Below are 25,379 nucleotides of genomic sequence, written 5' to 3' on the forward strand. Positions count from 1 at the left end.
ATAACCGAAGGAGGTGTTTATAGTGGGTCGATGGACTCCGACTCCTCCGAAGCCACTTCCGTTCTCCAGCTGCGAATCAGTCTGCGAGGCGTTAGCCCGCCGGTCTGGCGGCGACTCCTAATTCCCGAGCAGATCGCGATTGCGCAGATGCATCATGTGATGCAGCTCGCCATGGGCTGGCACGACCGTCACCTGTACCGCTTCGTCATCCGCGCATGGCATTACGGTGGACATCGGGATGGTGCGTTACAGTTCTTCGACGGCCCAGACACCCTGTCTTTGGCTGCGTTTGGCCTGCACGAACATGAGCGCTTCACCTATCTGTACGACTTCACCTCGTGGTGGTTACATGACGTGCGCGTCAAGCGGCGAACGTACAACCACTGGTCAACGCCCCTACCACGCTGCGTAGCGGGCGCCGGGCGTTGTCCGCCAGAAGACGCCGGAGGTCCCGAGAGATATATGAATGCTCTGGAAGTTCATAGCGAGCACGAGTTTCTCGAGTGGATCGAGACTTTACGCGAAAGCCAGATCGAGGTGAACGATCTACGCGTTGAGGTCGATGAATGGCTGATCTGGCTGGATCGGTGTTTCGACCGGTGTGCGGCGAATGAGCGGCTGCAGACGCTTGCGCGGTAAACCGATCGCTTAAGCGACGGTTGAGCGGGAGGCTGCGATGCAGATCAGCGTGCAGATTGTAGTTCGGACGGAAGTCGACGAGCCAGCGAGCGTCACGGAGATTGCACACTTTGAGCGAGTATGCTTCGATGCCGGTTCACTCGGTTTGCATCTCGACGAGGGGAAGTCGCTGCTGGGCCGGTTGCAGCGTTCAATGATCGGTGCCCAGGCCGCTGAGGCAATGGCTCGAATGAGCGTGTGTCCGGAGTGCGGTTCCGGTCTGACCGTCAAAGGCCACCATCGGCTGGTCTACCGCTCCGTCTTTGGTCGGCTATCGATCGACAGCCCGCGGTTGTACCAGTGCCGTTGTTCCGGAAGCGGGCGACGGTCCGTCAGTCCACTGGCCCGTTGCCTGCGTGAGCGGACGAGTCCGGAGCTGCAGTATTTGCAAGCCAAATTTGCCGCGTTGAGGTCCTGCGGGCTGACCGTCCGGGTACTGGGGGAGGTGTTACCGCTTGAGCATGTGCTGGCGGCCACCACGATCCGGAGACGCGTCGCCACACTGGGCCGTCGCCTTGATAGCTCGAGGGCAGCGGTCGCCGTCGAGCAACGGCGATGCACAGATCTGCCTGCTGGCCGATGCAACATTCCTCAGCACAGTTTAGTGCGCGCTGTCGGCATTGACGGCGGCTATATCCGGCTCGCCGGGCACAGTAGTCGACAGGACGGCTGGTTCGAAGTCGTCGTCGGGAAATCACTGCGCGACGACGGTAGCGGACACAGCTTCGCGTACGTTCATACACTCGAGCACGCGCCCGTCGATCGTATGCTGGCGTTTCTCGCGCAGGAAGGCGTCGCCGCGGATCAGCCGGTGACTTTCCTGTCCGATGGAGGCGACACCGTGCGCCGCGCCCAGCTCGACTTTGGCGATTGTGTACTCGACTGGTTTCACGTCGCCATGCGGGTACAAAATCTCGAACAGATGATCAAGGGGCTGCCGGACCGCGACGAACGGCCATGCGCCGAAGTGCTGATTGATGGGCTGCGCAGTGCAAAGTGGCACCTCTGGCACGGCTGCCCCTATCCGGCACTGCGGCGGCTTGAAAGCCTGGGTTGGGAACTCGCCACGGATGGCAGTCCCGAGGAGGCCAGGTTGCTGGCCAGACTGGAGGAGTTCATCGGCTACATCGAGAATAACCAGCGCTTTATCGTGAACTACGGGGACCGCTACCGTCATGGCGAGCCGATCACGTCGAGCTTCGTCGAGTCGGCGGTCAACCAGGTGGTCAGTAAGCGCTTTGTGAAGCGGCAGCAATGGCGTGGCGACCGGCTCATGCGCAAGGCCTTCTGCAGGTGAGGACTGCCGTCCTGAATGAGCATCTGCGATCATGCTTCGAGCGATGGTATCCAGCGCTCGCAGGCAACGATCATGCTCGCCATATCGCAGCGTAGAGCCCCCGCTTTGGCGCGGTCTCCTTCAAGGCAATCGTTCAGCCGTTCTCGCCGGAAGACCGCCTTCGGCTATTCCATGACAACACGGCGCGTGTTTACGGGTTGTGAAGGTGATTCAGTGCATTCGCCGCGATCAAACCATCTTGCTTGAGCAAGGCCCATAGCTCGCCGAGGTGCTCAGGGTGCTGTCGCCGTACCGGCGGGAACACATCAACCGGTTCGGAGACTATCTACTGGATCTCCAGCGCCCCGTTCCACCGCTCGATTCGACCATCGATTTCGCATTCAAATCAGCCGCTTAGGCTGAGATGTGGCGGATTTTTAACGAATCCCGGCCAAACCTCTAGAGCGGGGGGCGCTAAGGCTTGAATCTTTTTGGAAGCGGCTGGCCGTGCTTGATGAAAAGCCGGGCCAGATAAGAGGGAGACTCGACGCCAACTGCCATCGATGCAGCCAGCACCGTGGTGCCTGACACGCTTAGAAGTTCTGCTGCACGTGCGACGCGCTGCCGCGTTTGATAATCGCCGATACTTTCGCCCGTCGACTCACGAAAAATGCGGGTGAGATGGCGGCGGGACAAAGAGAATTCGTCGGCAATCCGATCGAGATCGAGTTGTTCCGTTAGCGTTGAGCTCAGGAACAGTTTGACATCGTCGATCAGGTGCTTGTGTCTGTCCACAATGGCCGGGCGAAGCGCGGGACTCAATCCCGCTTCGACACACGCGGTTGCCACGAGACGATCGACCAGGTCCTGCCGATCGCGCGAAAAGTCGTCGGGCTCGTGAACCGCAAGCTGGCTCTGCAGCCTGATTGCGCCGAGCAGGGACCGATTGACGCTGCAGACCATGACCTTGCTCACGGACAACGTTCTGTTCGCTTTTTTCTCGCAGTAGGAGACGAAGTCGCTCTCGACATACACGGCGATATGTTCGTTCTCCGTGCAGTGACTTCCCGTTTCGTGAAGAAGACTGGGACGGACAACTGCGAGCGTGGCCGGGGCAATTTTGACTGGCCGGTCATTAGCTTCCGACGACAGCGCCAGTACGCCGCGCCGCGGCACGAGGAACATGTATTCCTCGTGTTTGTGCAACGCGGTTGAATATCCGGTTTCCGCGACACGACACACCGCCGAGACATGGCCCGGAGAAATGTGCGAGGACGCGGTTTGATATGTCATGACGTGCTTTCCGTCGCGAACGGCCAAGAATGTGAACGCTTAAATGAACGCGCCGGCCCTACTACGCGACGCTGATAGGCAGCATAACACCGGCAAAAAGTTCTTTCGGTTCCTCTTTCTGCCTGCCTCAGTGCCGGAGCAGCCTCTCGCTTAGCGGGATAAGGCCAATCAAGCGGGGCGTCGCCGAAAGTATTTCCAGCGCAAAAGCCCTTGAAACAAAGCCACCAGGCGGACCAATGATCCGTCATGGCCCGATTGTTATCAAACAATGGCCCAAGCGAGCGCGAAAAAACAAATCGACTCGCGCATCCTAGCGCCAGGATAAAAGGAGTCGATCTTGTTAATTGTTGGTTACAGAGTTTCCATGCAGCCTTGCCTGACGCGCACTGATCAGCGTCGTACGCGCGCCGTTTCGAATAAGCGCAACCAGCGCAATCATGCCCTCGACGGTTGCCTCCCAAACTCCGTTCGAGCGGAAAGGGGGCGTCTATGAGCGCGCATGAAATCCATCTGGTACGCGTTTTCGCAGCAAGCAAAGACGGCGGCAATCCCGCTCCGATCATCCTCAATGCGGATCGCCTGTCCGACAATGAGATGCGCTCGATCGCTGGGGAGCACGGGCGCGAAAGCGCCTTCGTACTGCGTCCCGAAGACGCCAGTCACACGTTCCGGTTCCGATTCTTCGTGCCGAATCACGAGATGGAAATGTGCGGCCACGCAACGCTGGGTGCGCTGTGGCTTCTCCGAAAACTAGGCGTGTGGACCACGAAGCGGGCATTGATCGAAACCAGGAGCGGTGTCGTCGAGGCGCGGATCCGGCCCGTCACCGACGTGATAGAAGTCAGCCAGCCGGCAGGCGTGGTGCAGCCTGTGGACGATGCTGGCCTGCTGGCCGCGACACTCGATGTGATGAACTTATCGGCGAGCGACCTGCTGCCGGTCGGCATTGTCAACGCCACCACAAGTCGTACTAAGACGCTGATCCCGCTCAAGTCCGTGGCGCAGTTGCATGCCTTACGGCCGAAATTCGAACGCGTTGAAGCGTTGTGCAGTTCGTTGAATTCAACTGGATTGTATCCGTTCGCTGTCGACGCAGAAAAATCGGACGCGCTCCAGGCGCGGCAGTTTCCGCGCTCTTCCGGCTATCCCGAGGACGTCGCGACAGGCATTGCCGCGGCTGCACTGCTGTACGGCGCCCGGCACTATGGATTGCTCTCCGGGCATGCGGACGGCGTGCACGTTCATCAGGGCGTGGCAATGGGCCGGCCATCGGAAATCTCCGTTGAATTCAGAGATTCGCTCGACACTGCTCGGGGTTGCTGGATCAGCGGCGCCGTGCAATGCGACGATCCGATTGGTAACCAGGCTGATGAGTTGCTTCGGGAAAGACCATGAACTTCTACACGAATGAAGAGGTACGCTCGGCGCTATCGGCTCAGAGCGCTATCGACGCGCTTCGCGATGCTTATCTCGAGCTGGCCCATGGCGATGCCGCCGTGCAGGTTCGAAGCCGCATTGCGATCCCCACGGCGAAATTCAGCACGATGTCCGCCATGCTCGGATCGGCGAATATTGCGGCGGTGAAGATGTACACGACGCTCGACGGGCAGTTCTCGTTTTTCGTCGCGTTGATGTCATTGGACGACGGACGGCTGCTCGCCATGATGGAAGCCGACGCGCTGACGCGCTTCCGCACAGCCGCGACGACAGCGCTCGCGGCGCAGCATCTGGCGAGACCGGCGAGCAAGAGCATCGGCATATTCGGAAGCGGTGTGCAGGCGAGCGCTCACGCCGAGATGCTGATCTCGCGGTTCGCTATTGAAGACGCACTGATACGCAGCAACGACATTGAAAGTGCGGAGCGGCTCGCTGTCGACTTGAGGCAGCGGTTCAACGTCCGCGTTTCGCTGGCCTCAGCCGAGGAGGCGGCAGGATCGGACATCGTGGTGCTCGCCACGCGCTCTTCCACCCCGGTCATGCGAGGTATGTGGCTCAAGCCCGGCAGCTTCATTGCCGCCATTGGTGCGACGCGTCCCGACCAGCGCGAGATGGACGACGAAACGATCAGCCGCAGCACCGACATCGTGGTCGACTGGCTTGTGCAAACGCCCGCAGAGTCCGGCGATCTGGCGCTTGCGCCGCCCACATTGCTGGCAACCAAAAAGATTACTGACCTTTGCGCCGTGATCGAAGCCGGCATGGTCCGCCGGGACGACTGTGCCGACATTGTGGTGTACAAGGCGGTCGGCATGGCTTTACAGGATGCAGCCATCGCCAACCTCGTCCATCTGACACTCGGCAAGAGAACTCGATAAGCAAACTCGCTAAGAACGCTACAACCGTTCTTTCTCCAATCTTTATATCCATCCACCGCGTCATGAGAGCGCGCAGGGTTGCTCTCATCGACCCGACCAACTACCATTTCAGGGAGACCCAAATGAATACCTTTCATCGCACATTCACGTATATAACGTTAGGATTCCTTTTATTGATCACAAGATCAGTGTTTGCCGATGACCTGGGGCCTACGCTCGACAAGATTCAGAAATCCGACGTTGTCGTGATTGGCCACCGGGAAGCATCCATTCCCTTTTCCTATTACGATGAAAACCAACATGTCATTGGCTTTTCGCAGGACCTTTGTCAGAAGGTTATCGACGCCATCAAAGTCAAGCTGAACAAGCCCGACCTTAAGGTGCGCATGGTTCCGGTGAATTCCCAGAACAGAATTGTCCTGGTACAGAACGGCACGGTCGACCTCGAGTGCGGTGTCACCACCAACACGAACGCCCGGCATGAACAGGTTGCGTTTTCAGATACGTTCTTCGTAACGCTCACGCGGTTGCTGGTCAACAAGAATTCCGGCGTGAAGGATTTCAGCGATCTCGCCAATCAAACCGTCGTGACCAACGCGGGCACCACAGCCGAAGCCATCCTGCGTCATCTAAACGTCGAAAAGAAGCTGGATATGAGCATCATCTCTACGAAAGACTATGGGGAATCGTTCCTGACTTTGCAAACCGGCCGCGCCAGGGCTTTCATGCTGGACGATGTGTTGCTGTATGGCGCGCGCACCCTGGCAACGACACCGTCCGACTGGATAGTGACCGGAACCGCCCAATCTAAAGAACCCTATGCGTTCATGATGCGCAAAGACGATCCGCAGTTCAAGCAACTGGTCGACGACGCACTGACCAAGACCATGAAGTCAGGCGACATCAATAGCTTGTTCGCCAAGTGGTTCCAGAAGCCTGTTCCGCCGAAAAATATCAACTTCGATTTCGCGATGAGCCCGGAACTGCGGGCGCTTTACGCAAATCCGAACGATCAAGCCGCCTATTAAACGTCGGGGCGCGAAAGGACAAAGCTTCATTCGCGCCACTAGCCTCGTGTCTTGCAGGCGTCCACCGCAGGTGTCGCCTGAGCACGTGACGAAAGCGAAACGCGAAACCGCTCCAGGAGGAAATACATGGCCCATGGCCTCGATACAAACAAGGTGACCCAACGAGCGCAGGTGCGGCCGGGTGAACTCGACACGCTCGCGATTCGTCAAGCGAGAGTCGATCTCGCAGCGTGCTTCCGCATGGCGGCGCGGCTTGGCATGCAAGAGGGCGTTTGTAATCATCTGTCGGCTGTGCTTCCCGGTCGCGACGACTTGTTCCTCGTGAACGCGTTCGGGTACGCGTTCGAGGAGATCACTGCCTCGAACCTGCTGGTATGTGACCTTTATGGCAATGTCATAGAGGGGGAGGGTATCCCCGAAATCACGGCGTTCTACATTCATGCACGCGTACATCTAGGACAACCACGGATCAAGGTCGCCTTCCATACGCACATGCCGAACGCGACCGCATTGACGATGGTGCAGGGTGCTCCGCTGCTTTGGGCCGGGCAGACGGCGCTCAAGTTTTTTGGCAGAACCGCCGTGGATCCGCTCTTCAACGGACTCGCGCTCGATGAGACCGAGGGCGATCGGATTGCCGATGCTATTGGCACTGCCGACGTGGTGTTCATGAAGAATCATGGCGTGATGATTTTAGGCAGCAGCATTGCGGACGCATGGGACGACATGTACTACCTGGAGCGAGCCTGCGAGGTTCAGCGACTGGCACTGTCGACGGGGCTTCCGTTACAGTTGATCGATCGCGACATGGCCGAGCAGACTTATCGGCAGATGCGCTCGGGCGGCCGTGAAAGCGCGCGCCGTCATCTCGAGAGCATCAAGCGAATCCTGAACAAACACGATCCCGATTACGCACTTTAAACTCGGAATGCACGGCTTTGCTGGATTCTGGAGCGGCCGCCGGCGCGTTATCCGATTTGGAGTATCAGCGTTCATGTCCATGACCATTCGGACGCCACGTGGCGCCTACAGCGAGGCACGCCAGCTTCGCCACGTTTCATGAGCCAGCCGCCATCAAGACCCGCCGAGCCACGCTACCGCATGACTTAAAGGTCAATCCGTACCCTGGAACTCAAGATGTCCTACCACTGGAATTGGGGCGTTTTCCTAAGCCCTGTATCAACCGGCGAGCCGACAACCTATCTCGGCTGGCTCATTTCCGGTTTCTGGGTGACCGTTACCGTGTCGCTCGCGTCATGGGTCGTAGCGCTGGTGGTCGGCTCGTTGTTCGGCATTCTGCGCACCGTGCCCAACAGGAAGCTGGCCGCTATTGGCACCGGTTATGTCGCCATCTTTCGTAATATCCCGCTGCTCGTGCAGTTTTTCATCTGGTATCTCGTGATACCGGAATTGCTGCCTGTTTCCATCGGCAACTGGTTCAAGCAGTTGCCGCCAAACGCGCAGTTCTATTCGTCATCCATCATCTGCCTCGGGTTGTTCACCGGAGCACGCGTGTGCGAGCAAGTGCGCTCGGGCATCAACGCCTTGCCGCGCGGACAGCGCGCCGCCGGTCTCGCGATGGGCTTCACCGAATGGCAGACGTATCGATACATCCTGATGCCCGTCGCCTACCGGATCATCGTGCCGCCGCTGACGTCGGAGTTTTTGAACGTGTTCAAGAACTCCGCGGTGGCATCGACTATCGGCTTGCTTGAATTGTCGGCACAGGCGCGACAGCTTGTGGATTACACCGCGCAGTCGTATGAGTCGTTCATCGCCGTGACGCTTGCCTACATGCTGATCAATCTGGTCGTCATGCAACTGATGCGCTGGGTCGAAGCCAAAACCCGGTTGCCCGGCTACATTGGAGGCAAGTGATGCATCATTTCAATTGGAGCAGTGTGCTGAGTTCGCTGCCCACGCTGTGGACCGGCGCCATTATCACCTTCAAGATCACGGTGCTTGCGCTTGTGTTCGGGATTCTCTGGGGCACCGTGCTCGCGTTGTTTCGCTTGTCGGGCATCAAGCCGCTTGAATGGTTCGCGAAGGGGTATGTGACGCTGTTCCGTTCCATCCCGCTCGTGATGGTGTTGCTGTGGTTCTTTTTGATCGTGCCGCAATTCCTGCAAAATGTGCTGGGGTTATCGCCGGAAATCGATATCCGGCTTGCTTCCGCCATGGTCGCGTTCTCGCTGTTCGAGGCCGCGTATTATTCGGAAATCATCCGTGCCGGCATTCAGGCGGTGTCGCGCGGGCAGGTGAACGCGGCGTTCGCGCTCGGCATGACGTACACGCAGTCCATGAGGCTGATTGTGCTGCCGCAGGCGTTTCGCGCGATGGTGCCGCTGCTGCTCACGCAGGCTATCGTATTGTTCCAGGATACGTCGCTGGTGTATGTGATCAGCCTCGCGGACTTTTTCCGCACGGCAACGAATGTGGGTGATCGCGACGGTACGACCGTCGAAATGGTGTTGTTCGCCGGCGCCTGTTATTTCGTGGTGTGCCTGGCCGCATCCGGTCTCGTCAAAAGTCTTCAGAAAAAGGTCGCTCGATGATCTCACTCAAGAATGTTTCGAAATGGTATGGCCCGTTTCAAGTGCTCACCGATTGCACGACGGAAGTCAAAAAAGGCGAAGTAGTGGTGGTGTGCGGTCCTTCGGGCTCGGGCAAGTCGACGCTGATTAAAACCGTGAACGGACTCGAGCCGTTCCAGAAGGGCGAGATCACGATCAACGGGCAGTCGATTGGCGACAAGAAAACCAACCTGTCGAAGCTGCGCTCGAAGGTCGGCATGGTGTTTCAGCACTTCGAACTGTTCCCGCATCTGACGATCGTGCAGAACCTGACGCTGGCTCAGATCAAGGTGCTGGGACGCTCGAAGGACGAAGCAACGGTCAAGGGATTGAAGCTGCTGGAGCGCGTGGGCTTAAGCACGCACGCTGACAAGTTCCCCGGCCAGCTTTCCGGCGGGCAGCAGCAGCGGGTGGCGATTGCACGGGCGTTATCGATGGATCCGATCGCCATGCTCTTCGATGAACCCACGTCCGCGCTGGACCCGGAGATGATCAACGAAGTGCTCGACGTCATGGTCGAACTCGCGCAGGAAGGCATGACCATGATGTGCGTGACGCACGAAATGGGCTTTGCGAAGAAGGTCGCGCATCGCGTGATCTTCATGGACAAGGGCTTCATTGTGGAAGACGACAAGAAGGAAGCGTTCTTCGAGAATCCGAAGTCGGATCGGGCCAAGGACTTTTTGGCCAAGATTCTGCATTGATCGTCTGATCTGGCTTCGTCGCGTTCAGGTGAACTGCCAGGCAACGGTTTCACGCACGCAGACCTCGGGGTATCGTTATAGACACCCACTTGCGTTTAAATTGACATAATATAAATTATCAACATTTAAGTATGTAGCAGCTAAGTTGTAATGTCCGCTTTTAGCTAGATTCAAATGTCCGCTTTCGGGCGGCATAAGCTTACCCGGCGTCGATTCCCACGGCGCCGGGGGCTACGATGGCGGCGACGGACAGAATCACCATGACGATGCGCGAGTTGGACCGGTTCAAAGTGATTCAGTCGGTGGTCGAGGGGCTGCTCAAGCCGTGGCGTGCCGCCGAGCGGCTGTCGTTGACGACGCGTCAGGTTCGACGCCTGGCAGCACGCCTGCGCGAGCAAGGGCCGCCTGGGCTGATCTCGGGCCGCTGTGCCAAGCCGAGCAATCACCGGATCGATGCTGGGCTCGCCGTGCGCGCCGTGGCGATCATCCGTGAGCGGTACGCGGATTTCGGTCCGACGCTCGCCTGCGAGAAACTGCGTGAGTGCCACCACCTGAAGCTGGCCAAGGAGACGGTCAGGCGCTTGATGATCGACGCGGGCTTATGGACGCCGCGCCGACAACGTCCACCCAAGATCCACCAGCCGAGGAACCGGCGTTCGTGCCTGGGCGAGCTGATCCAGATCGACGGCAGCGATCACCGCTGGTTCGAGGAGCGCGCGCCGGCGTGCACGTTGCTGGTGTTTATTGATGACGCCACCAGCCGGCTGATGACGCTGCACTTCACCGCGACCGAGTCGACCTTCAGTTATTTCGAAGCGACGCGACGCTATATCGAGCAGCATGGTAAGCCCATGGCGCTCTACAGCGATAAAGCCAGCGTATTCTCGGCTAATCACAAAAGCACCGCTGACAAGGGAATAACGCAGTTCGGCCGGGCCTTGTACGAACTCAATGTCGACACCTTTTGTGCCAACAGCAGCCAGGCCAAGGGGCGCGTGGAGCGCGCCAATCTGACCTTGCAGGATCGGCTCGTGAAGGAGTTGCGGCTGCGCGGAATCGACACGCAGGAGGCCGCGAATGCTTATGCGCCCCACTTCATCGCGGACTTTAACAACCGGTTTGGCAAGGCTCCGAAGAGCGACTACAACGCTCATAGACCACTGCGCGACGACGAGGACCTGGATTCGGTTTTAACGTCTCGCGCATCGCGCTGCGTGTCGGCCACACTGACCGTGCAATACGATCGGGTGCTCTACCTGCTCGATGATTCGCCCGTGACCCGAGCGCTGATTCATCACTATCTGGACGTATACGAGTACCCGGATGGTCGCATCGAGATCGTGGCCAATGGCACTGCCCTGACCTATCGCCAGTACGATCGGCTCTCGGATGTAGACCAAGGTGCTGAGATCGATAACAAGCGCCTTGGCCACATCCTCGCGCTGTCTCGGCAGGTGCAAACAGAGCGCGACAACCGGCGTATTGGAGCCGCGCCATCACGCACGAATAGCGGCGAAGAAGTCCGGTCGAAGATGCGCAAGAGCGGCACGCGTAAGCAGCGCGAACTCAAGCAAATTGACCTGAACGCGATGATCTTGCGAACCTCTGAAATACAGGCAGCCGCGGTGGGGAAACTGCCTTCTACAGAGATAATTCTCAACCCAAAACCGGACATTTCAATTTAGCCCAGAGGCGGACATCTGTATCTGGCCTCGACAAAGTTGTCAGGGCTTTTTAGAAATGTCCGGTTCTAGCAGTTCTCGAACCTAAAAGTCCGCCCAAATCCTTGGAAAGCGACTTTTTAAACGTAAAAGTCCAAAAAAGTTCTTTGTCTGGACTTTTACATCCGGAAGAAATTTGCCTTTTCTTTGAAGGTACATTTACGTCCACCACAATGGGTGCACGGCTATACGTATAGTGGCCATCCTCTCGCCTGTGCGGCGTCTCTCGCGGTACTCGACATCGTCGAATCCGAAGATCTGCCTGCCAACGCGGCCCGGGTGGGCAAGCATTTGCTCGAGCAACTGCTTCCATTACGGGAGGAATATGCAACCCTGGGCGATGTACGCGGCAAAGGCCTGATGTTGGCGCTGGACCTCGTGACCGATAAGGCCAGTCGAACGCCGCTCAATCCAAGCGAGGGGTTTGCGGCGCGCGTGGCCGATGCCGCGCGCACACGCGGCGTATTGGTACGCGCAATCGCCAACAAGGTCGTAATGTCCCCGCCGCTAACTCTGAAACTTGAGGAAGCAGACCTTATGGCTCGGGCTTTGCGTGAAGCTCTGGAAGAATGCTGTTGAAATCCACGCTGGGCAAGCGGCTAGAGCTTGTCCTGCACGTGCACGAACGCCCCAGTGGGCGCTCGTGTTTTACATCCTCGCGATTCAGAACAAGCAGACAAGCTGTCGTCGTCCTGCCTCATTTTCGGCAATGACCGGCTCACTTTGGCCTCGGCGTGCTCGACGAACGTCGACTCAATACCGTAGCCCTTGTGGCCTGCTGGGTGGTTTTACACTCCGTGTCGGTCAATTCCCGAACGGAATGCCCGAATCATAAGGATCGTAGTTCCCGTCATTGCGTCTATATTTTCGAGGTGGACAAGGAGACATGGAAACTCAAGCTAGCTACAACGTGGTAGACAGGTACCCGCTCGTACTTCGACTACTCCACTGGGCCAGGGCGATGCTGATCGCCGCGCAGCTATGGACGGGATGGACGATGGTTGGGCTGAACGACAACCTGCCCGCCAAGTTCGACTGGTACTACCCAACACATAAGCAGTTTGGAATTTTGACCCTTCTGCTCGTCTTGGTGCAGTTGGTGATCCGCTCCAGGAAACGTCTTCCGGCGCCGCCGGCAGGACTTGCCACTTGGGAAAAGAAATGCTCGAAGGTAGCTCACTACTTGCTGTATGGTTTAGCAATCGTGGTGCCGTTGATGGGTTATTCCATGTCAAGCACCTACACTCAAAGCGATGGTGTACCCTTCTTTCTAGTCCACTTACCGGAGCTACTGCCTAAAAACGACAACTGGTTTAGAGTATTTCAATGGTTGCATAGGACGTTAGCTTATACGTTGCTGGTGCTCATAATTTTGCATGTCCTCGGTGCCTTGAAGCATCGCTTCGTCGACGCGGATCCCAGTAACGATGTTTTGCGTCGGATGCTGTAGGTTCGGTGATCAGTATCACTGATCTATTTAGTCGGCCTTGCAGAAATTTGTGAGACCCGCATGGCGTGGACATGAAGTTAGCTGGCGAGTAATAGAACTCACGGAACGAATATCGATCCACCTGCGCGCCTTGCTCGTTCGTGGCGCGCGAGCGGTGCTGCGGCTCACTCCTTGACCCAAGGCATGCGTGCTCAATTGCGGCCGTGGGGCATGCGGGTGATCGGCGTCTACCCTGGACCAATGGATACAGCTATGAGCGCGAGCTTGCCCCAGCCCAAGGTGTCCCCCAAAGCTGTTGCCGCTGCGATCATGACGGCTCTCACGTCCGGCGAAGATGAAATCTTTCCCGGCGAGGCGGCACAGAAGGTTCGCGCACGAGGGGAAATGTCTTCCTGCTCGTCAGCAAGCCTCGGATACACGCGATAGCCGATGACGAGGACCTTCATCGCCGCGTCGAAGTACGGCTCGCCGCGGATGCGGTACGGCGACGTCGCAACGTCGAAATTGATCATGGCCACAGGCTCGCCATCCGCGAGCAAGTTCTCCAGCACGAGATACGAGCGGATCATACCGAACTGCGTGTCGCCCTTGCCATACCCGCTCAAGTCGGCTTAGATCGTCTCACCCGCACGCTCGAACACTCCTGACCACGGCAAGGGACTTCCCGTGATGCGCGCGCATCACTAACATCTCACGATGCGCCCAATTGACCGCCAAATCCGGCAACCAAACAAGGCATGTCTTTGAAACCGCCCTGCCACGACGCTACTCGGGGACGTTGCCGTGATCAAGGGTATTGTCGCGGCAACCGGTGCACTTCCTACGACATATAAATAGTTGTAAAAAGTTGATAATGCTGCGAAAGCGGCGCGGTAACGCCACCGCTAAACACGTCTTCAAGCACCTGCCCCCTGACGTTCAGACCTTGATCAGTTCTGAAGCAGGCTCAGGTAGTTGCTGCTCGGATACGCGGTGTTCAGCCACGTCGCCAGCCGATTGACCTGGGTTTTATCGATTCCCTCCCCTTGCATGAGGGGGATCTGGTTCCACGTCCAGGTGGGGAAATTCTCAACAGTGCCGCCGGACAACGTCCCGTGAACATAGTTGATCTCACATAAGCTCCTCATGCTCCAATAGCAGGTCGTCTCGCCAGGCACCGCGTTCGCCTGGCCTTCGCGCTGCCACGAGTTGATGTTGAAGCTTGTTGTGGTATCCATCCAGTTCGACAGGAATGCGCCCACAACCGCTTGCTCCGTCGCCAAGCTCGTACCGTTCCATACGCCGCTTTGGCCGCCATTCCACACATCGAGAGGACTGGAATCGCGAATCGTCCAGCCACGGTCGACGTTGGTGACCCCCACGCCGTTATCCATTTCCTGGGCACCCTTCAAGACGTACAGGAAGTTCCTGATCGGCTCGGCTCGGCCGCTGCTTTGATACAGGTTGTTGAGCAAGCCATACGCGTATTGCCAGTCTGTCGGCAAATGAACGTTATGCGCGCCTGATCCAGGGTTCAGCAAGATCTGCAGGTAATACCATTGATTGGCCTTCACATAGTGGCCAACGGCACTACCGAACATGCTGTTATTGGGCGGGAATCCCTGTATATGCGGGGAGACATTGAATATGAATCGCCAATATCCGCACCAGCCTCGCGCTTCAGCTTTCGGAGCCTGCTCTTCATTGACCCATGCGGCCGGGCAGTTTACCTCCAGCGAATAGTCCTGGGCGAGCTCCCACGACTTCAAAAGCTGCCATTGCACCGTCCCATAGAGATTTTCCTGTTGGGGAATCGTATAATTTCCGGACACGCCCGCATTTGGTGGAGCGAAATCTTCGCCGAGCGCGACACCCCAGTAATAAAGGTCGTTAAATATATCGCCCGTCTTGCCTTGAGCGTAGGGAGTTCCGCCGTTAGCAAGCTGGGTTTTCATATTGTATGTGCCGTTCCCCGTGCCCTCTCCGGCGTATAACTTGTTTAGATTGCTGTTGGTGAAATAGTCGCCCCACGCATCTTTCGGATGGATACGCGGGACCCAGTGATTCCAATCGGGCAACTGAAAACCGATGGGTATTTCCCTGATATTGATGTGCCCTTTGGTCGCGATGGTGGCTGCATTTATTCCGTTGGGGAAGATCGCGGCGAGCGTGTCCAGATCGTTCTCGGACACCGCATCTACGCCGGCCCCGCATGTCCAGTCGCTGACCGGAGCGCTGTCCAGTCCCGGGCCGGGTTGATAAGGCGGGTTCCACGGTCTGCAATTGACGCCCGGGGTTGGGTACCGGCTCGACAGGCTGCGAATATAGCTAGCAATTTGCAGGCCCTGATTTTGAGTCAAACCGTGGTATTCACTTCGGACAACAATGGAATTATTCGAATAGTTGAATTTAAACAAGTCACTTCCGCTGGCGGCGTGACAGTCCATGCAATGAGCCTTGAGTTGCTGGCCGGCGTTGATTGGCGAGTCGATCAACGTAGCGCTTTGCCACAACGCCTGGCCTGCGCTTATATCGCTCGCTCCCGGAAGCGGCGCGGTCCATTGGGTGGGATCGTCTTGAGTGAAGTTGTTGGCCGAGATCAAGTTTTGTCCCGAGACATCCTGCAAGTTAAACGATAAAACCCGGTAACCGGAACTGACACCATCGGTTGTGTTGAATCGGAAATTAATAACGTTGTTGCCATTGACCGCGCCGGAGACAGACACGTTCAAGCTAATGGTGTCGTAGCCGCCTCCTATGCCGCCATACAATTTCGCATTGCCAAGCACCGTGACGTTTGCGTTGGTTAAATCGATCCAGGGACCGCCATTTATCTGAACGGAACCTTTAGCGTCGTACGATAAATTGTTGACCTTCATGGTCAGGACTTTAGCCGATGCGCCGCTTGGGACAGTGAGCGTCGTGCTAACGATATTGCCGCCGGCGGCGCTCATCACTTCCAGAGGCATGATGATGGCGCCCGCCACTGATGTGCCTTGCGCGGGTGTGGTCGCCGCTGAGGTGGATGTACCCGCGGCACCGCCCGAAGATGTTGAAGCCGAGGCGGGGTTACTTGAGCTGGCGGAACCGGACGAAGCGCCCGCCGGTGCGCTGGCAGAAGCAGGGCTACTTGCGGAGCCTGAAACCCCGTTGGGCTGACCTGACCCACCGGCGTCAGCGCCCCCTCCGCCGCCCCCGCAGGCGCTCAGGATGACGCTGCTGATCACAACAAACATCGAAACTCTATTGAGTTTTATCATCGTTTATTTTCGGTGCGGAAAGATAAAAAACTCCCGGCCCGGCCAGGCGGGAGTCCAGCATTTTTCAGATGCAGTGCGATTTCCGCAGAAGACAGCGCCTTGCACGAAATGGCAGTCGTGTTGCTGGAATAAACCTGGACGGGAGACGCCCGCTGCTCACCGCAAGCTCATCAAGCAGGCAATATTTTTCGCCCGCGCCTGCGCCATACCGGCGCACTTGAGAACGGGCAATTTTCCTAAGCCAACTGCCAGCATCAATTGAGCTGGTATCGAGGAGCGCTTGAAAATTTCTGGTTATATTGTATGAAGAATTAATCGAATGACGCCCGAGTTTGGATTTGGGCGCGTATTGCTGAAACCACAGGTGCGGATAGTTTGATTGGCGCAGCTCATTTAGTTGTCCCACGGGAGCAATGGCCAAGGGGCCATTCATATTTTTCGTCGGGTCACCGAGCTTGGGCATTCGCTTTTGTCTCCACGCCACACATTGTTTGGGCTCAATTCACAACTGCAGCATGCTTACTCACTAACATGTGAAACATGTGAAAACGCAGATCTTAAACGCCGCGTTTGTGCGACCGCCATGCGCTCGCTAAGGGCGATCTCGACAATCAGCACTAGCTGACTGCTTCCACTCCAGCATGTTTTTCAGCGCACCGCAGACGCTCAATGCAAGTTGACCGGATGATAAATGGTCTTAGCGTTTTATCAAACAATTCATAATATTTATCGAAAATATGATGAAGCTTAGCGCTGCGGCGGAGGTTGTCTAAGGCATGCCCTCGACAGTTCATATGCGGGTCCGCCCCAGGATGCGCGTCGCAGAGATGGGACAGAATAGTTCGCTAGCAGTGGCCCGTGATGCTATGGCTTATCTGCTCAATGCGGCCTAGCCATCGGATGTATTTCTATTGAACGCCGGACTAAGCCGGCAATCCATTCGCTAAGACGGAGCCCGCTACAGGGACGCTCTATTACTAAATACTTTCGAAACACCTCGCCGAATTTCGCCCCTTTAACGATCAGCCCAAGGTCTGGGCGCGCGCTGAGCAGCCGCGCATACCGCCGCATTTCTGCAAGCTCAAGTTGCGAGTGCGATGCAACGAAGGCGCCGCATTTTCCGCGTTTTATTTAAAGCATCGGTTAGCGGGCCATCGACTGCAATCGGACGCTATGGGCGCTTGATATGAAATCAAAAGAAGGACCAGCGAGATCGAAGACGCTCGACCGCGATGTCATATGATGTCCACTTCGCGACCCTCAATACCCGACAGGCGGATCAGCATGACCGACAACGGCAACCCGCTGCTGCAGGACTGGCAAACGCCCTACCAACTGCCGCCCTTCCAGCAGATCCAGTCCGAACACTTCGCGCCCGCATTCGCGGTGCTCTTCGAGCAACATCTCGCGGAAATTGATGCCCTTGCTGGCAATCAGGCCGCGCCGACATTCGACAACACCGTGGCCGCGTTCGATGCGGCCGGCGCCACGCTTGATCGTGTGCGCCTGACCTTCGAAAACCTGTGCGCTTCCGAGTCGCCGGCCGCGTTGCAGGCGGTAGAGCGCGAGATGGCGCCGCTGCTGGCCGCACACGACAGCAAGGTCGCCATGCACGCCGGTTTCTTCGCGAGGCTCGACGCTGTCCGCGAGCAAGCAACCGTGCTGGATCTCAGCGAAGAGCAGCGGCGTTTGCTGCAACGCATGCATACGGATTTCGTCCGTACGGGCGCCACGCTGCAAGGGCCCGACCGGGAGCGTTTCGCGGCCATCGCCACGCGGCTCGCTGATCTGCAAACGCAGTTCGCGCAAAACATACTCGCGGACGAATCCAGCTACCAGTTGCCGTTGACATCGGAAGCGGACCTGGCCGGATTGCCTGATTTCCTGCGCCAATCGGCACGCAGCGCCGCAAAGGACCGCGGTGTAGAGGGCTACGTGATCACGCTCTCGCGCTCGCTGATGCAGCCCTTTCTCACGTGGTCCACCTGCCGTGATCTGCGCGAGACGGCATGGCGCGCCTGGACTAGCCGTGGAGAAAACCCGGCACGCGATAACCGGCCGATCGCTCGCGACATCCTGATGCTGCGGCAAGAACAAGCACGTTTGCTCGGCTACGAGAACTTTGCCGATTACGCGCTTGCCGATCGCATGGCGGGCACAGCGTCAGCGGTCCATGCACTGCTTAGCCAGGTATGGGAGCCGGCGAAGGCCAGCGTTGAACAGGAGCGCCAGGCGCTGGCCGCGCAGGCGGCCGCGCTGGGTGAACCTACCGACATTGAACCGTGGGACTGGTACTACCTCGCCGAGAAGGTACGGGTTAGCCGCTACGCACTCGACGATGCGCAAGTGAAACCGTACTTCAGCCTGGACGCCATGCTTGCCGCCATGTTCGATTGCGCGGAGCGCCTGTTCGGCGTGCAGTTCATGGAGCAAACCCACGAGAAGACCGGCGTGTCGCTGTATCACCCGGACGTGCGCCTTTGGGAGGTGCGCCGCGGAGCTGAACTGGTGGGCATTTTCCTTGGTGACAACTACTCCCGGCCCAATAAACAAGGCGGCGCGTGGATGCATGTTTATCGCAGGCAAAGGCGTAATGGCGGAAATGTGACGCCGATCGTGGTGAACAACAACAACTTCGCGCGCACCGACGATGGTCCGACGCTGCTGAGTTTCGATGACGTACGCACGCTGTTTCATGAGTTCGGCCACGGCTTGCACGGCTTGCTGTCTGATGTGAACTACGGTCGTCTGTCGGGTACCAATGTCCCGCAAGACTATGTGGAACTTCCTTCGCAGTTGATGGAAAACTGGGCCACGGTAGCGGAAGTGCTCGCGAAGCACGCGCGTCACGTGACGACTGGCGAACCTATTCCGGCTGCGCTGATCGAACGCATCAGAGCTTCCCAGACTTTCAACCAGGGGTTTGAGACGGTCGCCTACACATCGTCAGCCTTGATCGATATGGCGTTGCATCAGCAGAGCGATCCTGCGGGCATCGACATCGCCCGGTTCGAGATAGCCGAGCGGGAGCGTCTGGGCGTACCGCGCGAGGTGGGTATGCGCCACCGGCTGCCGCACTTTGGCCATATCTTCAGCGGCGGATATTATGCCGCGGGGTATTACGTCTACATGTGGGCAGAGGTCCTGGAAGCTGATGCGTTCGATGCCTTCGAAGAAGCCTGCGACGCATTCGATCCCGCGCTAGCGGACAAGCTGCACCGGTACGTGTACAGCGCCGGTGACAGCCGCGAACAGGGTGCGGCGTTCCGCGCTTTTCGTGGCCGCGATCCACGCGCCGAGCCAATGTTGCGCAAACGTGGATTGCTGCGAACTGAGTGAAGCGGTCTTTGCCAAGCTGCGCCTCAAGCTTCCGAGTTGCCACACCGAGGCAGGAGTTCCGGCATGCATCGCTTCGTGGGAAGTGGCGAACGTCACAGCGAACGTCACAGCAAGCGTAACTTCTGCCGGCATGACGGGGCGTCACGCTTGGCGGTAGCCGAATACAGGACTCGGAGATGGCGAAGCCTTCCAGAACATCACTTTTTGCTGCGGCCGCCAGGTGGGATGCCGCCTCGGTCGCAGCGAATCTGGCCTTGGCGCCGGAGCTTGTCAAGGTAACCGATCCCCAAGGACGTACGGCCCTCCACCGGGCTTGTGCAGTCAAGCCCGGCGGCAATCCTCAACTCGCCGAGCCGGACGGAATCAGGACCGTTACAACGCTTCTGGAGGCGGGTGCGGAGCTCGAACGGGAAGTCCCTATGAACGAGGACGAAGGCGATTTCCGCGCAACGCCCCTTTGGTATGCCGTCGCCCGGGGCGAAAACCTGCCGCTGGTCCGGTTCCTTTTGCAGCGTGGCGCAAACGCAAGCTATTCGCTTTGGGCGGCAGTATGGCGCGACGATGATCTTCTATGTCGCACCCTGCTGAACTCCAAACCGGAGCTTGATCTCAGGGCGCATGGTGAGACACCCATTTTCTATGCCGCCCGGCTTAAGCGGCTCAAGACACTGGATCTCCTGATCAAAGCGGGAGCGGACCCGTCAATAGCGGATTCCGCCGGCCGCGACGCGGTGGACATTGCGCGGGCAAGGCGCCTGCCCAAAGCAATCATTGACCGGCTGGAGCATCTGAAGAGCGGCATGCAGACCAGCCGTACGTGAGCGCATTGAATCAGAGCGACTGGCCCGATCCATCCTCGCCCATCTGTATAGGGCGCCTTGACGGTTCATCACGCAATAATGGCGGTTCGTCGTTGGTGAGCTTAATGAACCCTGGAGGCACTCATGAACCGTCGCTATGTCACGGCAGATGTATTCACGGACGAAAAATTCAAAGGCAATCCGGTCGCTGTCGTGTTGGACGCAGAAGGTTTGTCGACGAGCCAGATGCAGGCGATTACTGTCGAATTTGGTTATAGCGAAACTACATTTGTATTGCCACCCCGCGATCCCGCCAACACGGCCTGGGTAAGAATTTTTACGCCGAGCCGTGAAATTCCTTTCGCCGGACATCCGAACATTGGTACGGCGTTTGTACTGGCTGCGCGGGCGGCATCGGGTCAGACGCCTCTGCGAGATCAACTCGTGTTTGAGGAAGCCGCGGGCCTCGTTCCTGTCACGCAACTGAAAGAGGACGGGAAGCTGGTCGGAGCGGAACTCATTGCGCCAGAGCCGTTAGTCCGGCTGTCGCAAGTGCCGCAAGACCGCGTGGCCGCTTGTCTTTCCCTGGATCCCGCCGATATCCTGGTCGACGCTCACCCACCACAGGTCGCCTCGGTCGGCCTCCCATTCGTCGTTGTTGAACTTGCGTCCCGGGATGCGCTCCGCCGGTGTACACCGAACCTCATCGCTTATAAAGGCTTGCTGCCCATTGACGGCGCTGTGTCTATCTACGCCTATACACGCGATGCAGGCCGGGACGCGACTAACGCGGACTGCGATCTGCAAGCCCGCATGTTCACGCCCCGCATGACAGAAGACCCGGCGACCGGGAGCGCAACCGGAGCCATGGCCGCACTGGTCGCCCAGGTCCGCGGGCAGTCGGATCTGGTGCTGCGCGTGGGTCAAGGCGTAGACATGGGGCGGCCGAGCGTCTTGATCGCCAGCGTGGATACTGACAACGGCAAGTCAAGGGTTCGCATTGGCGGTAAATGTGTCAGCGTGATGGAAGGATCGTTTTGGCTCGCGTCTTCTGACTAGACGGACGCGTCGGCGAGGCTTGAGGCTGGCAGTCAATTCGACATGGAACGTTCTGCAATGCACGGCGCAAGCCTCCGCCCCCTCACCGCAGCATGAACGACATCGCCGACAAGCAGTTCAACATACGCACCACATGTTCGACGGACGCTGCGTTAAAGCGCAGCGTCACACCATCCACTCGCGTCAGCGACGGCCACTGACAAAACAGATCGGCAAGCGCAGTAGTCTGCACACGCAGTTCGCATTCAACGGGTGCGGATGACACGCGCGCGGCATCTCGAATCGTGCCCTCCACCACATGACGCTCAACAACCGCGCGCGCCGCGCGCTCGATCGCCATGCACGCGCTTTCCGGCGTCTGTGTCACGCCACTCGCGTGACCGGTCGCGTTCTTGGTAACGACGAAGCTGGCATCCGGGAATTGTGCTCGCGTTTCCTCGGCGAAAACATCGTCGCCTGAAAGCAGCACGACATGCGCACCGTATTGCGCAGCCAGTGCGCCATACAACCCTGCTTCACCGGTCTCCACGCCGTTCAACAACACCCGCGCAAACGCGAAGCTATTAACGGTGTGGGCCAGAATGCCGCGGCTCTGCGACATCGCGTGGTATCCGATCATGAATACGAGTTCGGCTCCGTATTCCAGCCCCGCCATCATGCCGAGTGTCCGGGGTTTTCCGAGCACGACTTGCGCGCGGGTATCGAGCAGATCCGGCAGCAAGTTGCGGAATCCGCCGTGCGAATCGTTGACCCAGACCCGGGTTGCGCCGCCCGTAAATGCTCCTTGTATCGCGGCATTTGCCTCAAGCGTCATCCAGCGTCGAGCGCGTTCATATTCGCCATTGCCCGCACGCGTTTGCTCGGGATTAAACACACCCGCGATGCCTTCTATATCGACTGAAATCAGGACGTTCATGGGGAAGATAAAGGCCAGGTCAGGTGAGCAGCCGCGCGATATCCGGCGCCGCGTCGAGTAATGAAAGACGTCGATGGCCATCGCGGCCCGACAGCGAGGTAGCGCTCCAGAGCGCGTCGACAATAGCTTGTTCGACGCTATCCGCACAGGCCTGGAAGAGCGGGTCGAGGCGGGCATCGGCGAGGATGGGAGGCGGAGTAATGAGGCTGGCGTCGTGGGGCACCGTGTAGGCCGTCGAGAAGGCCAATGCGATATCTCCGCTGCCGTGTCCGTAGACTGAACCGGTCCGCGCCAGACTGGCTGCGGCGCGCATGGATAAGCGTTTCAGTTGGCGTGCGTCGAGCGCAGCGTCCACGGCAATGATCATGATGATCGAGCCCTGCTCAGGTTTGGTAGCAGTAGCATGGGCGTTGCGCTCCGCCAGTATCCGGCCGATGGGTTTGCCTGCGAGCGTGAGCATAGGCAGTCGGCCGAAGTTAGCGAGCACCAAAGCACCCACGGTGACCGTCTTCCCCGCGACAGATACCACGCGCGAAGCCGTGCCTATGCCCCCCTTCAGGTCGAAGCACGACATGCCGCGCCCCGCACCCACCGAGCCGCTGGCTACCTCGATGCTTGCCGCGTCGCTCGCTCGCAGGTAGTGTTCGCCTCTGACCGCCAGCGCCTGGATATCGTTCAGGTAACCGTCGTTGCATTCAAACACGAGCGGATTCACCGTCGGCCATTCGCGTCCGACTTGCGGATTGGCACGGATCGTTGCGCGAATCTGCGCCTCAGCGACCGCCCCGACACCAAACGTATTGGTCAACGCGATCGGCGTCTCCAGCACGCCGAGTTCGTCAACCTGCATGAGACCGATGCTCTTGCCGAAGCCGTTGATCACGGTTACGGCAGCCGGCACCTTGCTGCGAAATGGATCGCCCCCGGGATCGCCTCCATGCGGATGAATGACCGTCACACCGGTTTGAACCGGTCCGTCGTCCAGCGTGAAATGGCCGACCGTCACGCCCGCTACATCGGCGATAGTCCCAAGCGGCCCGCTCGGCAACGCGCCAATAGCGGGCTTGAGGGGCAAATGCGTGTCGCTCATGGCCGGTCGAGCTTCGGATCGAGCGCGTCGCGCAAACCGTCGCCGAGCAGGTTGAACGCCAGCACGGTCACGAAAATGGCAAGACTCGGAAACAACGCGATATGCGGTGCCGTCACCATGTCTGCGCGCGCCTCGTTAAGCATGGCGCCCCACTCCGGCGTAGGCGGTTGTGCGCCAAGACCGAGGAACGACAGGCTCGCCGCGGTAATGATCGAGGTACCAATACGCATCGTGAAGTACACCACTACGGACGATATGGTCCCCGGCAGGATATGCCGCATGATGATGGTCCAGTCCGACGCGCCTATGCTTCGAGCCGCCTCAATATACGTCAGCCGCTTGAGCATCAGCGTATTGCCGCGCACGAGCCGTGCAAACGCCGGAATGCTGAAGATGGACACCGCGCAGATCACGTTGACCATGCCGTTGCCGAGAATGGCGACCACGCCGATCGCAAGCAGGATGCCCGGGAATGCGAACAGGACGTCTGCCACGCGCATGGTGATGCGATCCCACCAGCCTTCGTAGTAACCGGCAAGCAGACCGAAGAAAGTGCCGATCGCAGCGCCAATGGCAACCGACAGGAAACCCGCAGCAAGCGAGATGCGAGCGCCCGAAAGAATCCGGCTGAAGATGTCCCGACCCAATGAATCGACGCCAAACCAATGCGCCATGGATGGCGCTGCGTTCAGCGCGTCGTAGTCGAAATAGTTCTCCGGATCGTACGGAACAATGTGCGGCGCCACGATCGCGACCACCACGAGCAGCAGCACCACGACGCCCGCTGCGAGCGCTACGTGTTGCTTGCGGAACTTGCGCCAGAACTCGCCCCAGGGCGTGCGGATCGCGCTGTCTGCCTGTGTTTCGGGCGCCACGATATTTACCTTGCTGCTTGTCGTGCTCATGCGGACCTCACTTGAAACGGATAGTCGGATTGATGACGGCATACAGCACGTCGACAACCAGATTGATGACAATGAACTCAAGCGAAAACAACAGCACTTCTGCCTGGATCACCGGATAGTCGCGCATGGAAACGGCATCGATCAGCAGGCGCCCGAGTCCCGGCCAGTTGAACACGACCTCGACCACAATGGAGCCGCCTAGCAGGAAGCCGAACTGGAGCCCCATCATGGTGACGACTGGAATCATCGCGTTGCGCAGGCTGTGCTTTACGATCACCAGCCACTCCGGCACGCCCTTGGCGCGCGCGGTGCGCACGAAGTCCTCGTGCATCACTTCGACGAACGACGCACGCGTGAAGCGCGCCATGACCGCGGCAACCGCTGCGCCAAGCGTCAGCGAAGGCAGCACGTAGCTTTTCCATGAGCCATCGCCGACTACCGGTAGCCAGCCCAGTTGTACCGAAAAGATTTCCATCAGCAGCATGCCGAGTGCAAACGCGGGGAATGAAATACCCGATACCGCCAGCGTCATGCCGAGGCGGTCCGGCCATCGATTACGCCATACCGCCGACGTTATCCCCACCGCCATCCCAAAGACTACCGCCCACACCATGCTCACCAACGTCAGCAGCAAGGTCGGCATGAAGCGTTCACCGATCTCGGCGCTGACGGGCCGTTTGCTGCGTGTCGAGACGCCGAAGTCGCCGTGCGCAATGCGCCAGAAAAAGTGCACGAATTGCTGCGGCAGCGGTTTGTCGAGACCGAGGTCGCTGCGTACCAGAGCGACAGTGGCCTCGTCGGCTTCGGGACCGGCGGCAAGACGCGCCGGGTCCCCCGGCAACAGATGCACGAACAGGAAGACCAGCACGGCGACGATAAAAAGCGTCGGCAGCAGGCCCAGGAGACGTTTGACGAGAAAGTTCAGCATGAAGGCGATCCGGCTGTCATGCAGCCGCCGTGGCCCGACGTTCCCGGCCACAGCACACAACAGCA

At 58.5% G+C, this 25,379-nt stretch carries 21 protein-coding genes and 2 pseudogenes; 15 read left to right on the plus strand and 8 right to left on the minus strand.

From position 1 onward, the window contains the following. Positions 1-30: 30 nt before the first annotated feature. Together SBC1_RS26645 and SBC1_RS26650 are read left to right on the plus strand one after the other, a co-directional pair. Positions 31-639 carry a plasmid pRiA4b ORF-3 family protein gene (locus SBC1_RS26645; RefSeq protein WP_165100486.1) on the plus strand — a complete coding sequence of 203 codons (609 nt, stop codon included), beginning with the start codon at positions 31-33 and terminating at the stop codon, positions 637-639. A 37-nt stretch (positions 640-676) separates the two neighbouring features. Further along, a pseudogene (locus SBC1_RS26650) lies at positions 677-2,070 on the plus strand (ISKra4 family transposase). A 358-nt stretch (positions 2,071-2,428) separates the two neighbouring features. On the opposite strand, the gene SBC1_RS26655 reads toward SBC1_RS26650, so the two are convergent. After that, positions 2,429-3,247 carry an AraC family transcriptional regulator gene (locus SBC1_RS26655; protein ID WP_165989053.1) on the minus strand — a complete coding sequence of 273 codons (819 nt, stop codon included), beginning with the start codon at positions 3,245-3,247 and terminating at the stop codon, positions 2,429-2,431. A gap of 489 nt (positions 3,248-3,736) precedes the next feature. Here SBC1_RS26655 and SBC1_RS26660 point away from each other — a divergent pair, with 489 nt between their 5' ends. The 10 genes and pseudogenes from SBC1_RS26660 to SBC1_RS26705 all read left to right on the plus strand — a co-directional run bounded on the left by SBC1_RS26660 (position 3,737) and on the right by SBC1_RS26705 (position 13,038). After that, positions 3,737-4,642 carry a PhzF family phenazine biosynthesis protein gene (locus SBC1_RS26660; protein WP_165100471.1) on the plus strand — a complete coding sequence of 302 codons (906 nt, stop codon included), beginning with the start codon at positions 3,737-3,739 and terminating at the stop codon, positions 4,640-4,642. Then, positions 4,639-5,562, plus strand: a complete 924-nt coding sequence (locus SBC1_RS26665) for an ornithine cyclodeaminase family protein (protein ID WP_165100468.1) — start codon at positions 4,639-4,641, stop codon at positions 5,560-5,562. Before SBC1_RS26660 ends, SBC1_RS26665 begins: the two co-directional genes overlap by 4 nt. Positions 5,563-5,684: 122 nt before the next feature. Further along, entirely contained in the window at positions 5,685-6,590 is a 906-nt protein-coding gene (locus tag SBC1_RS26670; protein WP_165101608.1) for a glutamate/aspartate ABC transporter substrate-binding protein, read from the plus strand. 126 nt (positions 6,591-6,716) lie between these two features. Continuing rightward, on the plus strand, positions 6,717-7,511 hold the full coding sequence (locus SBC1_RS26675; protein WP_165100465.1) for an aldolase: 795 nt from the start codon (positions 6,717-6,719) through the stop codon (positions 7,509-7,511). A 216-nt stretch (positions 7,512-7,727) separates the two neighbouring features. Beyond that, a complete protein-coding gene (locus tag SBC1_RS26680) occupies positions 7,728-8,468 on the plus strand; it encodes an amino acid ABC transporter permease (protein WP_165989055.1) in 741 nt (246 codons plus the stop codon). Then, entirely contained in the window at positions 8,468-9,145 is a 678-nt protein-coding gene (gene gltK, locus SBC1_RS26685) for a glutamate/aspartate ABC transporter permease GltK (RefSeq protein WP_165086161.1), read from the plus strand. The genes SBC1_RS26680 and gltK overlap by 1 nt, the downstream gene beginning before the upstream one ends. Next, complete coding sequence (locus SBC1_RS26690) at positions 9,142-9,867, plus strand: amino acid ABC transporter ATP-binding protein (protein WP_165100459.1); 726 nt, start codon at positions 9,142-9,144, stop codon at positions 9,865-9,867. The genes gltK and SBC1_RS26690 overlap by 4 nt, the downstream gene beginning before the upstream one ends. A gap of 236 nt (positions 9,868-10,103) precedes the next feature. Then, positions 10,104-11,552 carry an ISNCY family transposase gene (locus tag SBC1_RS26695; protein ID WP_241201903.1) on the plus strand — a complete coding sequence of 483 codons (1,449 nt, stop codon included), beginning with the start codon at positions 10,104-10,106 and terminating at the stop codon, positions 11,550-11,552. Positions 11,553-11,765: 213 nt separating this feature from the next. Continuing rightward, positions 11,766-12,167: pseudogene (locus SBC1_RS26700) on the plus strand (aminotransferase class III-fold pyridoxal phosphate-dependent enzyme); the annotation flags it as partial. A 307-nt stretch (positions 12,168-12,474) separates the two neighbouring features. Then, positions 12,475-13,038 (plus strand): cytochrome b, encoded by a 564-nt coding sequence (locus tag SBC1_RS26705; protein ID WP_165100456.1) that lies wholly within the window; start codon positions 12,475-12,477, stop codon positions 13,036-13,038. Between the two features lie 227 nt (positions 13,039-13,265). Here the strand turns inward: SBC1_RS26705 and SBC1_RS40110 are convergent, their stop codons facing one another. The 3 genes from SBC1_RS40110 to SBC1_RS26720 all read right to left on the minus strand — a co-directional run bounded on the left by SBC1_RS40110 (position 13,266) and on the right by SBC1_RS26720 (position 16,740). Then, the gene (locus tag SBC1_RS40110; protein ID WP_241202174.1) at positions 13,266-13,607 is read right to left on the minus strand and encodes a hypothetical protein; all 342 of its coding nucleotides are present in this window, start codon (positions 13,605-13,607) and stop codon (positions 13,266-13,268) included. A gap of 360 nt (positions 13,608-13,967) precedes the next feature. Then, positions 13,968-16,277 carry a hypothetical protein gene (locus SBC1_RS26715; RefSeq protein ID WP_165100446.1) on the minus strand — a complete coding sequence of 770 codons (2,310 nt, stop codon included), beginning with the start codon at positions 16,275-16,277 and terminating at the stop codon, positions 13,968-13,970. Between the two features lie 64 nt (positions 16,278-16,341). Continuing rightward, the gene (locus SBC1_RS26720; protein WP_165100443.1) at positions 16,342-16,740 is read right to left on the minus strand and encodes a hypothetical protein; all 399 of its coding nucleotides are present in this window, start codon (positions 16,738-16,740) and stop codon (positions 16,342-16,344) included. 821 nt (positions 16,741-17,561) lie between these two features. On the opposite strand from SBC1_RS26720, the gene SBC1_RS26725 reads away from it, so the two are divergent. The 3 genes from SBC1_RS26725 (at position 17,562) to SBC1_RS26735 (ending at position 21,475) form a co-directional block, all read left to right on the plus strand. Further along, positions 17,562-19,616, plus strand: a complete 2,055-nt coding sequence (locus SBC1_RS26725) for a M3 family metallopeptidase (RefSeq protein ID WP_165100439.1) — start codon at positions 17,562-17,564, stop codon at positions 19,614-19,616. A gap of 176 nt (positions 19,617-19,792) precedes the next feature. Beyond that, positions 19,793-20,437, plus strand: coding sequence for an ankyrin repeat domain-containing protein (locus tag SBC1_RS26730; protein ID WP_165100436.1), 645 nt, complete (start codon positions 19,793-19,795; stop codon positions 20,435-20,437). 123 nt (positions 20,438-20,560) lie between these two features. Further along, entirely contained in the window at positions 20,561-21,475 is a 915-nt protein-coding gene (locus SBC1_RS26735) for a PhzF family phenazine biosynthesis protein (protein ID WP_165100432.1), read from the plus strand. 82 nt (positions 21,476-21,557) lie between these two features. Here SBC1_RS26735 and SBC1_RS26740 read toward each other — a convergent pair whose 3' ends face one another. The 4 genes from SBC1_RS26740 to gsiC are packed head-to-tail and all read right to left on the minus strand — an operon-like array spanning position 21,558 to position 25,314. Next, on the minus strand, positions 21,558-22,391 hold the full coding sequence (locus tag SBC1_RS26740; protein ID WP_165100429.1) for a M55 family metallopeptidase: 834 nt from the start codon (positions 22,389-22,391) through the stop codon (positions 21,558-21,560). Positions 22,392-22,410: 19 nt separating this feature from the next. Further along, complete coding sequence (locus SBC1_RS26745) at positions 22,411-23,481, minus strand: P1 family peptidase (protein ID WP_165100408.1); 1,071 nt, start codon at positions 23,479-23,481, stop codon at positions 22,411-22,413. Next, a complete protein-coding gene (gene gsiD / locus SBC1_RS26750; RefSeq protein WP_165100405.1) occupies positions 23,478-24,386 on the minus strand; it encodes a glutathione ABC transporter permease GsiD in 909 nt (302 codons plus the stop codon). The genes SBC1_RS26745 and gsiD overlap by 4 nt, the downstream gene beginning before the upstream one ends. A 7-nt stretch (positions 24,387-24,393) precedes the next feature. After that, positions 24,394-25,314, minus strand: a complete 921-nt coding sequence (gsiC, locus tag SBC1_RS26755; protein ID WP_165100402.1) for a glutathione ABC transporter permease GsiC — start codon at positions 25,312-25,314, stop codon at positions 24,394-24,396. Positions 25,315-25,379: the final 65 nt, after the last annotated feature.

The sequence above is a fragment of the Caballeronia sp. SBC1 genome (assembly GCF_011493005.1).
Taxonomy (GTDB): Bacteria; Pseudomonadota; Gammaproteobacteria; order Burkholderiales; family Burkholderiaceae; genus Caballeronia.